This window comes from Rhizobium chutanense, from assembly GCF_002531935.1.
In the GTDB taxonomy this organism is placed as follows: Bacteria; Pseudomonadota; Alphaproteobacteria; order Rhizobiales; family Rhizobiaceae; genus Rhizobium; species Rhizobium chutanense.
In genome coordinates this window covers 73,864-86,261 of sequence record NZ_NWSV01000028.1, presented here as the reverse complement: position 1 = coordinate 86,261, position 12,398 = coordinate 73,864, and the positions used below count along the sequence as shown (strand labels likewise).

The 12,398-nt window shown below is 59.3% G+C and carries 12 protein-coding genes; 3 read left to right on the top strand and 9 right to left on the bottom strand.

The genetic code is table 11. From position 1 onward, the window contains the following. Window positions 1-381: 381 nt before the first annotated feature. The 9 genes from CO666_RS28130 to CO666_RS28090 all read right to left on the bottom strand — a co-directional run bounded on the left by CO666_RS28130 (window position 382) and on the right by CO666_RS28090 (window position 10,177). Window positions 382-1,059: a glutathione S-transferase family protein gene (locus tag CO666_RS28130; RefSeq protein WP_097615310.1), complete on the bottom strand. Its 678-nt coding sequence runs from the start codon at window positions 1,057-1,059 to the stop codon at window positions 382-384. Between the two features lie 295 nt (window positions 1,060-1,354). Next, entirely contained in the window at window positions 1,355-2,008 is a 654-nt protein-coding gene (locus CO666_RS28125; RefSeq protein WP_097615297.1) for a hypothetical protein, read from the bottom strand. A 401-nt stretch (window positions 2,009-2,409) separates the two neighbouring features. Then, on the bottom strand, window positions 2,410-2,748 hold the full coding sequence (locus CO666_RS28120) for a slr1659 superfamily regulator (protein WP_097615296.1): 339 nt from the start codon (window positions 2,746-2,748) through the stop codon (window positions 2,410-2,412). 7 nt (window positions 2,749-2,755) lie between these two features. Next, window positions 2,756-3,316: a slr1658 superfamily regulator gene (locus CO666_RS28115; RefSeq protein ID WP_097615295.1), complete on the bottom strand. Its 561-nt coding sequence runs from the start codon at window positions 3,314-3,316 to the stop codon at window positions 2,756-2,758. A 3-nt stretch (window positions 3,317-3,319) separates the two neighbouring features. Beyond that, window positions 3,320-5,677 (bottom strand): SpoIIE family protein phosphatase, encoded by a 2,358-nt coding sequence (locus tag CO666_RS28110; protein ID WP_097615294.1) that lies wholly within the window; start codon window positions 5,675-5,677, stop codon window positions 3,320-3,322. Next, entirely contained in the window at window positions 5,677-6,849 is a 1,173-nt protein-coding gene (locus tag CO666_RS28105) for a class I SAM-dependent methyltransferase (RefSeq protein WP_097615293.1), read from the bottom strand. The genes CO666_RS28110 and CO666_RS28105 overlap by 1 nt, the downstream gene beginning before the upstream one ends. Next, the gene (locus CO666_RS28100) at window positions 6,846-7,367 is read right to left on the bottom strand and encodes a hypothetical protein (RefSeq protein WP_425352441.1); all 522 of its coding nucleotides are present in this window, start codon (window positions 7,365-7,367) and stop codon (window positions 6,846-6,848) included. Before CO666_RS28100 ends, CO666_RS28105 begins: the two co-directional genes overlap by 4 nt. Before the next feature lie 29 nt (window positions 7,368-7,396). Next, window positions 7,397-9,049, bottom strand: coding sequence for a putative bifunctional diguanylate cyclase/phosphodiesterase (locus CO666_RS28095; RefSeq protein WP_097615291.1), 1,653 nt, complete (start codon window positions 9,047-9,049; stop codon window positions 7,397-7,399). A gap of 126 nt (window positions 9,050-9,175) precedes the next feature. Further along, window positions 9,176-10,177, bottom strand: coding sequence for a LacI family DNA-binding transcriptional regulator (locus tag CO666_RS28090; RefSeq protein WP_097615290.1), 1,002 nt, complete (start codon window positions 10,175-10,177; stop codon window positions 9,176-9,178). Between the two features lie 241 nt (window positions 10,178-10,418). Between CO666_RS28090 and CO666_RS28085 the strand changes: the two genes are divergently transcribed. The 3 genes from CO666_RS28085 to CO666_RS28075 all read left to right on the top strand — a co-directional run bounded on the left by CO666_RS28085 (window position 10,419) and on the right by CO666_RS28075 (window position 12,205). After that, a complete protein-coding gene (locus tag CO666_RS28085; protein WP_097615289.1) occupies window positions 10,419-11,111 on the top strand; it encodes a type 1 glutamine amidotransferase domain-containing protein in 693 nt (230 codons plus the stop codon). A gap of 96 nt (window positions 11,112-11,207) precedes the next feature. After that, window positions 11,208-11,621 (top strand): GFA family protein, encoded by a 414-nt coding sequence (locus tag CO666_RS28080; RefSeq protein WP_097615288.1) that lies wholly within the window; start codon window positions 11,208-11,210, stop codon window positions 11,619-11,621. Between the two features lie 140 nt (window positions 11,622-11,761). Then, window positions 11,762-12,205 carry an SRPBCC family protein gene (locus tag CO666_RS28075; RefSeq protein ID WP_097615287.1) on the top strand — a complete coding sequence of 148 codons (444 nt, stop codon included), beginning with the start codon at window positions 11,762-11,764 and terminating at the stop codon, window positions 12,203-12,205. The last annotated feature ends 193 nt before the right edge of the window (window positions 12,206-12,398 follow it).

Sequence of the window (12,398 nt, the reverse complement as noted above, 5' to 3'; positions counted from 1 at the left end):
AGCCCTCCCTCCGACGCACTATGACTTGTCAACCTTCAACCCGGTTCATTCTGTCAGGGATCAGCCCGGGCTGTACCGCAGGGTGCGTGGTCGGCGGGACGGTGAAGGCAACCACCGAGCGCCCGCCTCGCCCTTCGAGGCCCCTGCGGGGCACCTCAGGGTGAGGCTCTCCTGGGTGTTGGCGCGAGGCATTCTCCTGCGCCTGCTTTTCTGGCGCGGCATTCTCCAGCACCCGCTATTGCAGGCGCGGCATTCTCCAACCTCCCTCATGCTGAGGTGCGCAGCCCGAGAGGGCGGAGCCTCGAAGCACGCGCGGCAACGCTGCTCCTTGCCTCCACCAACCGGCGGCGCCACGTCCACTTGCCTACCTCATTGCCGTCGTCAGGAAATGACGCCGCTCGGATTCTGTTTCATCATCTCCGCATAGGCGTCTGCCATCCTCTCGGTCTCTTCGAGATACGGCGTTGCGGTCGGGCGAGCGCGAACCAAATCGTAAAGCTTGGCAATCGAGGCAAGCTGCGTGCATACGGCTTTGCGGTCGAGGTATGCGACCCAAAAACACAGATAAAAATCCGCAAGGGAAAATCGAGTTCCCAGGACGTAAGGACCTCGTTGCGCCAGTCTGGTGTTCATCACGCTCAATCGGCTGAGGACGAGCGACTTTGCCAAATCCTGAATTCCGGCATTGTCTTCGCTTCTCAGAGAAAAGCGGTGTGGAAAATGGAAGCGCTTCATCTCGGATTGTATGTCCCCGGCGATATGGAAGATCGCCGAGAGAAAATGCCCCCTGTCCGGGTCGGTCGATGGGGGAGCCAGTTGCGTGAGCTGGTGCCGCTCAGCCAGGTACAACATCAGTGCAGCGACCTCATAGAGTGCATCGCCTTCCGGCGTCATCAGCACCGGCACCAGACCGGCCGGGTTTATGGCGAGGAATTCCGCGGAGCGGTGCTCGCCATTGATAATGTCGATTTTTCTAAGTTCGTATTCGATCTTGCCTTCGTCGAGAACCCATTGAACGAGCGTTGCACGGGTGAAGTCACCACCAAAAAGAATATACATCTGGCTCTCCGTCGTTGACTGCACGTCTGTCAATGGTGAGCGCTTCCCGAGTGCCATGACGGCCATTCAGGGCGTGCCGGGATCAACTATATCGATTTGCCGAGCCGATTGTCTCCTTGGCCAATAGGCGCATGCGGCGCAAGGCAGCCGTCCCGCCCATGACGGACAGCAGGTTCGCGCTCGAAATGGCGAAAAAAAAGAGCATTTCCGTCACTTTAACAAAGACGGAAATGCTCTCTTAATTGAGTGCGGAGCCATTCTGGGGCGCTTCGCACCGCCTGCACCTCACTCGCGGCTATTCGTCTGACGTTTGCCGGGGGACGTTTTCCAGCGAGGTGCGGATCTGATCAATCTTTCCATTCGCGTCGCCAACTCCAAGGATGGTCTTGGCTTCGTCCAGAACAGCCGGGCTGACCTGACCGGTTTTCGTTGCGGAAGCCAATGCCTCCTCCAGGGCCGCGTCGCCCAACAGAGGATCATCGGCTGCCGGCTCGGTTCCATTGTCGAGTTCGTACTGGGCATAGGCCATGGCATAGGCCGAGATGGCGGTCATGCGTGGGTCCGACGTATGCATCAACGCCCTGTAATTCCGCTTCAGAGAATTCAGGCCGGCAAGTTGCGCCGACATGTTCTTCTCTTTCGTGACGGTTTTGGTGTCGTCATTCTTGGCAGACTTGGACTTGCTGCCTGCCTCGGTGGATTTGCCTTTCACGCCGGAGGATTTGCCGTGGGTCGAACCGCTGCCCTGGTTGCTGCTGCCGTGGCTGCCGCTGTTTCCGTTGCCGCCGCCGTTGCCACCACCATTGCCGCCGCCGTTGCCGCCGCCATTTCCACCACCGTTGCCGCCGTCCTTCGCCAGAGCTGACATGTCGAAGCCTGCAATGGTGGCCGGGCTTGCTGCAAGGGCCAGCGAGAGTGCAGCCAAGGACGCTAAGGTTACTATCCGCATCATCTTCCTCCGGATCGGATCATCAAGTGCGATGTGGGGCATCGCGTATGAGATGTCGGAGGTTAGACCTTGTTTGCGTCTTCCACATCGGCCCGAGGTCCGATGTCGGTCGGACTATGGTCCTAAACAACTTGAAATACTTAACAAATCCACATTCCCATCCGGCCGGCGGCGGCGAGGCGATATTACGAATGACCTGCTGCCATGCCTCCCAGCTTGCTCCTCCCCTTCGCCCCGCAGTTGGCCCGTGACGATGGCCGCCGGTAGGCGGGCGGTCAGAAACCGGCTGTGCGCCGAAAATAGCCCTTTGCGCCCGCCCTCTCTCCGTCGTGCTCGGCCTTGAGCCGAGCATCCAAACGGCATCCATCGGCGTCGCAACTCATCACCTGCCTTGCCTCGACTCACGCCAAACGCAAATCGAGAAGCGGGTGCAGCTTCTTGAGGTTCGGCAGCGACTTGGCTTGCCAGGGATATTGATTGGTGCCTTTGACGACAAGCAGGAGGTCGCCCATCTTTCTGGCTTCGATCGTCAACTTGGCGAGCAGATTTATGCCGGAGGAATTGAGGAACTCTAGGCCGGTGAGATTGAATGTCACCTGTTTGTGCCCTCCATGGAGCAGGGCTGTTACCAATGAATAAATGGGCGCATAGGCGTCCGGTCCTGCCAGCCGGAAGACGCCGTCGAAATACACTTCGTTTTGTTCCGCCCATACGCGGAAATTTTCGTCGCTGATTTCCATTCTTCGCTCACGGGTTGGAGGAGGGCGGCATCGCCACGGCTGCAGTCGTCGTCAGTATGACAGGCTGGTCGTCACTCCCTTCGAATGCCCATGCCATTTTTGCGTCGTAGTCGCTGAGAAGCGTGAGCAATCCCAAGCCCGAACCGCTTGCCGGCGATATGGCGTTGGTTTCGATTTGCTCAAGGAGAAGTTCGCCGGGGTCCTTCGATTGAAGGCGACGCAGCAGTTGCTGAAAGCGAGTGGATGTCACGCCATCGATGGCGTTTTTCACCCTGATCAAAAAGCTTCCCTGGAATATGCCGGCTTCGATGAGGATCTCACCGGGCTGCCGAAACTTCACGGCGTTTTCGATCAGCTCGTTGCTGAGGTATCCGATGTCGTGATGCGCCTGCACGTAGTCTTTCTTGGAACGCGAATACTGCAGCGCCATGACCTGCGCTATGAAGTCGGCCGTCATTCCCGAGTGCTTCCATCCGAGCTGAAGGGGACCGTCCGTCAAGGTCAGGCGCGCGCCGGAATCCAGGCTTATGTCGGTCAGAGATTCGATGCCGTAGACCGTTGGCGTCATGTCTCACCTATGCCGTACTGCCAGAAGCGTAATGTCGTCGTAGATTTTCTGCGGTCCGATAAAGAGCATGAGTGTCGCGACAATTTCGGAAACGACTTTCTCAGCGCTCAGATCCTTCAAGCGAACGGCTTCACGGCACAGCCGTTCCATGCCGAACAGTTCTCCGGCGCCGTTTTCGGCCTCCGTGACGCCATCCGTATGCAGGAGTATGAGGTCCCCTTTTTCGAATGCGATTTCGCGGGTTTTGACGAAGGCTGAGATATCGGCTTCCAGCCCGATCGGAATGCCCAGATCCATGGTGTTGATGCGCTCGACCTCGCCGTTTGCCCGCACGATGACAACTTCCTCGTGTTGTCCCGACAGGATCATCTCTTTTCCGTCGTAGTCAAGAAACGCCAGAGTGAGGTGTTTGTCGATTTTCGTTCTGACGATATTTTTAAACAGAGCGCTGTTCAGATCTGTGAGAAATTTCACCGCATCGGTATTTCCGGCTTCCTGCAGGGCGCGGGCGACGGACTGAACCATCAGCATCAACACGCCGCTTTCGAGCCCGTGCCCGGTGACGTCGCCGATGCCGATCTTCAGCCGGCTACCGTTCTTCAAGACGTCGTAATAATCACCGCCGACCTCTTCGGCGGGTCTCATATAGGCCGCTATCTCGAGCGCCTGGAACGCCTCGAGCTCCTGATCCAGCGGGAGGACCATCAGCTGGATTCTCTCGGCGACGGCGAGCTCCGTTCCGAGGCGCCGGTTTTCCCGCTGGAGCTGCGAGTTCAGCATCGAAATCTCTTCCTTTGCGTCTTCGATCTGAGCGGTTCGCTCCTCGACGAGCTGTTCGAGATTTTCCGTGTGGTAGCTGATCTCCTGGGCCATCCGATTGAAGGCTTCGCCGGCCTCGCCGACCTCATCCTTGCTTCTTATGGCCACCCTGACCGAATAATCCTTCGCCTGAATGCGTTTGGCCGCACCTGCCAGCGCGCTGATTCCGCCGGTTATTCGTTTCGAGGCGGCAAATACCGCGATCGTCACGATCAGCAGCGACATCAGGATCGCCAGGATCTGGTAGAGCACGATCCGGTTCGTCGCCTCGGAAATCTTGGCCTGGGCCGCGTAAAGCGAGGCTTCGATCTCCCGTTCGGGCACGATCACGCCAAGCGACATCGCCTCCTGGCGGACCGGGCCGCTGGACCAGAGATTGGTCGCAGGCAGTTTCTTCACGATCGCGATATAGGGAACTTCGCTGCCGTCCTGCTGCAGCAGCAAATGTTGAATGCCCTGTTCGCGGTCGAGGGCCAGTTTTGCGATTGCCGGCTGAGAGCTTCCCTTCAAGGAACGCTCCAGGCCGGTCACGCCGGTTCCGCCCGCATCGCTCGCAGCCCGCAGACCGAGGGTTTTTTCGCCGGTGCCGTTGATCGCGACGACATTGCCGTCGGACATGGCCAGAAATCCGAAACCGGACTGGGCCACTTTGACATTTTCAACCGTCTGCGCGAGCTGATCGAGTGTGATGTCGGCGCCGGCGGTCCCGGCGACGTCCTTCCTGTCGGCGGTCCACAATGGATGAAAGAAACTGACGATCAGCTTGCCGGTAATGGCATCGGTATAGGGCGCTGTCTGGGTGATGTCGTCGGCGACCGGCCGCGTTTTCATGTCTTTGGCCCAGCCCTGCCAGGACTCATAAAGGCCGGGAAAAAAGAAGTCCCAGAAATTGGCGTCGTTGTGACCGGGATAAAGCCGGTCGAAGGTCTGGGCCTGGTCGGTGTAGGGCGCCGTCCTGAAGATCGGTCGTTCTTTCGAGCCGATATAATACATCTGCAGCTTTGAAGCCCCGTGCTGCATCAGGCTCGGCGCAACGAGATCCAGAACCGCGCTCGTGCGGATATCGCTCTCGACGTCCGCCTTCGGCTTATGGTCCGGTCCGAGCAAATACCCCCAGACGCTGACGACCGAGGCGGAGTTCGGAGCATTCTGAGACCATCTCCCATTCTGATCGTAGGAAAGGCTGACACTGCCCGGAGATGTGCGTGCGATCGCGGCGCCGACGTCGGCGTTGCGTTCGGGATCGTCGATCTGCGCCTGCAGCACACCGGCCAGAGTGTCGACGTCGTTATGAACTTGCCGCAGCAGCAAGCCCACCTGCGCCGCGGTGGAATCTGCATAGGTACGGATATATTCCTGGCTTGCCGCTTCAAGACCCTGGCCGACCTCGAGCGTTGCGTCGCGCGATAGCCTCTGAACGTTCCAAAGCGCCAGTCCGCCGCTGACCAGCAAGTCAAAGAGGACGGCGCCACCGACGACCAGGATGAACTTTGCCCGAAACGAGCCCAATCTTGCCGGTCTTCTCGCTGATCGCGCATCCATTACAGCGGCTTTCGTCCGGAGGCGGCCCAGATCGGCCAGCCCGCGTAACCCTTGGGGTGAAGAGCGGCAAAGATGTGATCCCTGAAGCCTTGCCGGAACCTGCGAATGAACTCCACGGAGTCGCCCCGCCGCACCGCCATCTCACCGGCATAGACATTTTCCCAAGCTTCGATGATGTCTGCGAAGTCCTGCGGATCCCCATCCAGGTTGGTCACCATGAAGCAGTCGACCTTGATGGCGTCGAACCCGGCATCGGCCAGCAGATGGCGGCTTTTCGGCCCCATTTCGACATCCATGTGGAAGTGCCTGAACAGTTTGGCGACCTCCTCGTAAGTCCATTTTATTGTTTCGGCATGCGGCTCGCCCAGGCAATGCGAATTTTTCTCGTTGGTGATGTAGACACGGCCGCCTGGTTTGCAGATGCGGTAAAGCTCCCTGAGCAGCATCTCGGGACGATTGAAAATCTGCAGCGAATGCCGGCAGGTGACGAAGTCGAACTGGTTGTCTCGAAGCAGCATTTGCGAGGCGTCGCCATAGGTGTATTCGATCCCCTGCAGATCGAAATCGGCGGCGACCTTGCGGGCATAGTCGAGGCTGCGCACGGAATGATCCAGCGCGACAAGGCGCGACGGCTTGAATTCCCGCTGGACCAGGGCGGCGAAATCGCCAATTCCGCAGCAGATGTCGGCGATGGCAAGGCCGCTGCGCAGGCCGTGGAGAGGCAGCAGTTCCCGTTCGTGCCGCCATGTCATTTTCGTCTGGGTGCGCAGGATGGGAATGAAACTCTCATCCTCGACGAAGCTCTGGCCCGGATAAAATGCCGAATCGTAGACTTCGATCGACAGGTTCGGCTGTGAGGCGACCAGCGTCTCGAACAGCGAGGTCGACCATGCCACCACGCTCGAGGTGATGATGACGATCCGGCGGTCCGGCCGGGCCCGGCAGCTCGCCTTGAGAACATCGGACAAGGCGGCGAAGGCGGTCATGTTGATGTGCGTCAGGCGTTTGACATTGAGGTAAACGACCCCGCTGTATTTTTCCAAACTTTGCCGCACCAGCGTCAGGACATCGGCAATCTCGCCGGCGCTTTCGGGCCGCAACTTGCCGGACAGCAAAAGTTCCTGATTGGTCGGATCGAAATGCGCGGAAAAGGGCAGGGGAAGCATGTTCATTGGAAATCCTCCCTGGAGGGGAAATCCGCGATGATTTGCATTCCGTGCGTCTCGTCCTCTTCAATTCGGATCGCGGCGCGGAATATGGTCGCCAAGTCTCGGAGCAAGAGTGTTTCTTCGGGCTTGACGACCGGGTCTGCAGAGCCGGCGATGGCGACCGGCGGGCGTTCGTTTGCCGTCGCCTTCGTGGGCCGGCGGTCGAAGGCGTCGTCGCAAGGAAAGGCAATTCTCAGCCGATTGAATGTCGCGCTCCGATAGAGGCCGAACCGTATCCTTCCGGGCGCTCTGGTCGAACGGAAAGCAAGCTCGACGAGTTCGTTTGCCGCAACGGAAAGAAAATTGGTATATCGAGCCGGATCGCTGTGGCTTTGGCCCAGGATTTCCGAGAGATATTCGGTAATCCCGTCGCAAAGCTGCCACCGGGATTTGAACATCGCAAGGTTCATTTCGAGCGAGACCATCGGCACGAATGCATGGTCGTCGAAGCCAGACGCTTTGTCTTCCAATCCATCCTCCATCAGTTTCCCCGCGAAAAATCGGTTGCTCGCTATGACAGAGCGTGCCGCACAGATGTTTCCGCCCGGGAGATGAACTCGCCGATTGCCTCGACCGGAAGCGGCCTGCTCACCAGATAACCTTGAAGCCTGTCGCAGCCCACATGGCGCAACCATTCCGCCTGAGCCGGTGTTTCAACGCCTTCGGCCGTCACCTGCATGTCGAGGCCATGGGCCAGGTCGACGACGCAGCGGACGATCGTCTGACTTTTCGGATCGGTTTCGAGATCGGTGATAAAGTATTTGTCGATTTTGATCGTGTCGAAAGGGAATGTCTTCAGATAGCTCAGGGAGGAATATTCGGTCCCGAAATCATCGAGCGAGATGCGTATCCCCAATACGTTGAGCGTATTCAGCGTATCGATGTTATTGACGGTCCGCTCGAGCAGCACGCTTTCGGTGATCTCGAGTTCCAGGCGATCGGGCGGCAAGCCGACCAGATCCAGCGTCTGGGATATGCGATCCGTGAGACCGCTCGTCAGGAATTCGGCCGCCGATACATTGACGGCGACGATGTAATTCTCAGGCCACTTCATTGCCTCGCGGCATGCCTGCTCCAGAACCCACGCGCCGATATCGGGCATCATGCCATCGGCCTCGGCCATCGGAATGAATGTCACGGGGGGGATATTTCCGAGCAGAGGGTGGTGCCATCTCAGCAAGGCTTCGAAGCCGACGATGCTGCCGCCCTCGGCGATGGGTTGGTACTCGACGAAGAATTCCTGCTGGACCAGGGCCATGCGAAGGCTGCGGCGCAGCAGTTCACGCTGCTCCAGCAATTCCAGCATCGAGGCATCGAAGGCGCTTGCCCGACCGCGCCCCTCTTTCTTGGCGGCGTAGAGGGCGAGGTCGGAGGCTTTCATCAGCTGCTCCGGAGTTGTCCCGTCCGGGGGAGCGGTCGATATGCCGATGCTGGTGCCGACAAAGACGGTGATGCCATCGATGGTGAAGGGCTTCTTGAATGCGGCGACCAACGCTTCCGCCAAACGGTGGGCCTTGGCCGGATGCCCCGAACCCATGGAAATGACGGTGAATTCGTCACCCGCCAGTCGGTAGGCTCTGTCGTCAGCGGCGAGGCAGCCCTGAATACGCCTTGCCGCGAATTGAAGAAGCTTGTCTCCAGCCGCATGCCCGAGCGTGTCGTTCACGGGTTTGAAATCGTCAAGATCGAGCTGCATCAGAGACAGGGTCTCGTTCGTGCCGGCGGTCTCCTGCAAAAACTCGGTAAGGTCGTCGCTGAACTGGCGTCGGTTCGGCAGTCCGGTCAGCGGATCGTGGGTGGCGAGATGCCAAAGGGTTGCGCGCTCATCGTCGATCGGTTCTTCGGAGCGAACCACCGCATACAGATCTCCGATCCGATAAATCGTCAGTCCGCGCGAGCCGGGCCTGCCGGGCTCGGCAAATATCCGCAAAGGCTGGGCACTCTCGCCCATGGAAGAGAAAGCCAGCGTCAGCGCCGATCTGTCCAATCCGGCAAAATGCTCCCAAAACGACGCGGCCGGTTTGACTGATGCAGGCAGCTCATTGCCCAGCAAATTCTCGACGGGATTGAAATCGCGGTCAAAGAACAAAAGCCGGTCGATCGAGCTCAAAGCTTTTGCCTCCGTTTTTCCGCGGGCCGGGCGGGCCGCACGAATTTTCCGCATGTCCGAAGCTCTCCCCTGAGCGAATCCTAATCAGTTATTGTAGCAAATCAACTACCTCACAACTTGTGCACGTCAAGATTTACATTAGGCATTTCTGATTAACAATCCCCAACCTGTGGGGGCGGATCAAAGCCCTTCCTTGGTGATGGTAATGAAGCGGATGGGTGCCTGGTCCGGTTTGATATCGGTCAAGCCGATTCGGTTCAGAACGAGATCGAGCGCGCGGCGCGCCTGCGCCTCCGGCGCCTGATCCAGCACCACATCCATGATGCCGTCCTGCAAGGCCGCGCGGGTATATTCGGTCAATTCGTGCCCGACGAAAAAGACATCACGGCCGCGCGGATGCCGGCGAAGCACCTCGATCAGGGCGGAATTGGCGCCGCCGGCATTATAGAGACCGGCAAGGTCGGGATACATCTCCAGGGCCGACCACAGGCGATCGGCGCTGGCGCGCTCCTCATCGCCGCCAAATCCCAGCCATTCGAAGCCGGAGGCGCCGGGATAATCACGGAAATAGTCGGAAAAGCCGCGGATGCGATCGCGATGTACCTGATAGATGGGGTGGCAGATGGCAACGACAGGCCCGGTCCGGGCAGCCATCCGGCTGATGTAGAGCGCGGCCGTGCGGCCGGCGGCATTGTTGTCGATGCCGATAAATTCGCCGACGCGCTCGGAGGCGCGTGTCACGACGTGCACGACCGGCAGACCTTGCGCATTGACCTTTTCCACCGCGGCGCTGATCATCGGGCTGCTCGGCACCGCAAGGATCAGGCCGGCGCGGGAAAGGTCGCTCGAAACGATGCGCCGCGCAATCGCCTCCGGATTCAATTCGTCGGTAAAGCTGCGGTGCACGACGACCAAGGGATCGAGGGTGGCGGCGATTCTTTCGAAAGCATGCGAAAGGCGACGGTAGAAGCTCGTTTCCGGCCGAACCATCAGCACTTCTATCCTGAGGAGGCCGCGATGGGTCTCGGGAAGCTTGCGCGGGTAATCCAGGCGACGTGCGGCGGAGACGACTTTTTCGACCAGTTCAGGGCGAACACCCCCACGCCCGTTCAAGACCCGTTCGACCGTCGCAGTTCCGACGCCGGCATGGCGGGCGATGTCGCGGTAATTCGGCTTGCTCACTTTCCAGGTCCTCGAATGGGCTTACGCGACGTCGTTTCTCCTTCATACATCTTAACCTCGAATCTCACAGGGGCTAAGCGGCGCGCGACATCCGTTCTTGGCAAAGCACGCGAGAGAGCTTGTTTCGCGGCGCCGCCGCTCTATGTCCCCATCGGTTTCAGCATGAGATTGCAGGCAGTATTTCACCGTAAATCCGGGCGGCGACGGTTTGTCCGCCGGCCGGCTTTGAAGGAGCTGAGCAATGAAAATTCTCATGGTTCTCACATCGCATGATCAGTTGGGAAACACCGGCAAGAAGACGGGATTCTGGCTCGAGGAGCTTGCTGCTCCCTACTTCGTTTTCCGGGATGCCGGGGTCGACATCACGCTGGCTTCGCCGAAGGGCGGTCAGCCTCCGCTCGATCCGAAGAGCAATGAGCCGGCCTTCCAGACGGAAGCGACGCGCCGCTTTGAACAAGACACGGCCGCAAAGACTGGGCTCGCCAACACGGTGAAGCTGTCCGAAATCAACCAGGCGGATTATGACAGCGTGTTCTTTCCCGGCGGGCACGGCCCGCTTTGGGACCTGACGAACGACCGTTATGCGCTGTCGCTGATCGAGGACATGCTTTCGGCGGGAAAACCTGTAGCGCTCGTCTGCCACGCACCCGGTATCCTGACGAATGTCAGGGCGCCGGATGGAACGCCCATCGCCAGAGGCCGGGCGGTCACGGGGTTCACCGATTCCGAAGAAGAGGCCATGCACCTTGTCGACGTCGTTCCCTACCTGCTCGAGGACGTGCTGAAAGAGCAGGGCGCAAAATTTTCGAAGACGGCGGATTGGGGCGTGCATGTCGTTCAGGATGGACTGCTGATCACCGGCCAGAATCCGGCTTCGTCGACACAGGGCGCCCGAACGCTCCTTGATGCCTTGCGAAAGCAAGACGCAGCTTAAGCGCACGCGAATTTCGACGCTTCCGCCCCCGGGGCGCCACCGCGCCCGGGGACGGCGATATCGCAAGACGTTCCAACCCGCGATGAGGGGCCTGAGATGACCGGGAAATATACGGGGCAGTGCGCCTGCGGCGCGGTAAAATTTGCCTTCGACACCGATCCGAATTTTGTCGCCAACTGCCATTGCCTGGATTGCAAGAAGGCGTCGGGCGGCGAGGCGGCGACATTCTTCGCCATACCGCAGGAGGATTTCGCCCTGGTCGCCGGCCGCCCGAAAGCGTTCCACTACATTGCCGCTTCCGGCAAGGGGCTCGACCGCAACTTCTGCCCGGATTGCGGCGCCAGATTGTTCAGCAGCAACCTGGAAAGCTTTCCCGGCCTTGTCTTCGTGACGCTCGGCAGCCTTGACCGGCCGGAACTGATCGAGCCGGGGGTCGAAATGTTCACCAGGCGCCGGCTGAAATGGGCAAGGCCGCTCGATCTCCCGCAATTCGACGGCATGCCCGGCTGATCCATTCGACTGCAAACGCAGTTGAGCACGACACGCTGCCCGAGCAATCTTTCTTGAAGAAAAGTTCGATCCGGTGTCGGATCGGCCAAGCCATATGCGTCCTAGGTTCGTCCATTCCGTCCATTCAAAGGATTACGACCATGCCGAACACCATACGCCTGCACCGTGTTTTCGCGACCAGCCCGGACAAGGTCTATCGTGCATTCATCGAGGCCGACGCGCTTGCCAAATGGCTTCCGCCGAACGGCTTCCTCTGCACCGTGCATCATCTGGAGCCGGCCGTCGGCGGCACTTTCAAAATGTCGTTCCGCAACTTCACGACGGGCAACAGCCACGCCTTCGGCGGCGAATTTCTCGAACTCGTCCCTGGGGAACGCGTTCGCTACACCGACAAATTCGATGACCCCAACCTACCGGGCGAAATGGAAGTCACCGTGACGCTGAAGAAGGTTTCGGTGGGCACCGAGGTGGACATCGTGCAAGCCGGCGTGCCGGATGTCATCCCGCCCGAGGCTTGTTATCTCGGCTGGCAGGAATCCCTGAAAAACCTCGCCAGGGTGGTTGAGCCCGATATCAACGAATAGCTTGGTTCAGGCGATCGGTCATTCCTGCAGATTGCCGCCGACACTCAAGCGAGCCTCACCCTGAAGCGTCTCGCAAAGGGGCAGGGTGAGGTTCTGGACGACGCCGCGCAGCTAGCTGCGGCTGCGCTACTCAATTGCTCCCATCGTTGGGCCTGGCCTTGGCGCTGTCGTTGCTGCTTTCCGAGGCGGTTTT

What these genes read in the sequence shown, in the direction of transcription:
- CO666_RS28105 (WP_097615293.1), bottom strand. Translation starts at nt 6,849, where the DNA reads ATGAACATGCTTCCCCTGCCCTTTTCCGCGCATTTCGATCCGACCAAT.
- CO666_RS28115 (WP_097615295.1), bottom strand. Translation starts at nt 3,316, where the DNA reads ATGACGCCAACGGTCTACGGCATCGAATCTCTGACCGACATAAGCCTG.
- CO666_RS28075 (WP_097615287.1), top strand. Translation starts at nt 11,762, where the DNA reads ATGCCGAACACCATACGCCTGCACCGTGTTTTCGCGACCAGCCCGGAC.
- CO666_RS28095 (WP_097615291.1), bottom strand. Translation starts at nt 9,049, where the DNA reads ATGCGGAAAATTCGTGCGGCCCGCCCGGCCCGCGGAAAAACGGAGGCA.
- CO666_RS28125 (WP_097615297.1), bottom strand. Translation starts at nt 2,008, where the DNA reads ATGCGGATAGTAACCTTAGCGTCCTTGGCTGCACTCTCGCTGGCCCTT.
- CO666_RS28110 (WP_097615294.1), bottom strand. Translation starts at nt 5,677, where the DNA reads ATGGATGCGCGATCAGCGAGAAGACCGGCAAGATTGGGCTCGTTTCGG.
- CO666_RS28130 (WP_097615310.1), bottom strand. Translation starts at nt 1,059, where the DNA reads ATGTATATTCTTTTTGGTGGTGACTTCACCCGTGCAACGCTCGTTCAA.
- CO666_RS28100 (WP_425352441.1), bottom strand. Translation starts at nt 7,367, where the DNA reads ATGGAGGATGGATTGGAAGACAAAGCGTCTGGCTTCGACGACCATGCA.
- CO666_RS28120 (WP_097615296.1), bottom strand. Translation starts at nt 2,748, where the DNA reads ATGGAAATCAGCGACGAAAATTTCCGCGTATGGGCGGAACAAAACGAA.
- CO666_RS28085 (WP_097615289.1), top strand. Translation starts at nt 10,419, where the DNA reads ATGAAAATTCTCATGGTTCTCACATCGCATGATCAGTTGGGAAACACC.
- CO666_RS28080 (WP_097615288.1), top strand. Translation starts at nt 11,208, where the DNA reads ATGACCGGGAAATATACGGGGCAGTGCGCCTGCGGCGCGGTAAAATTT.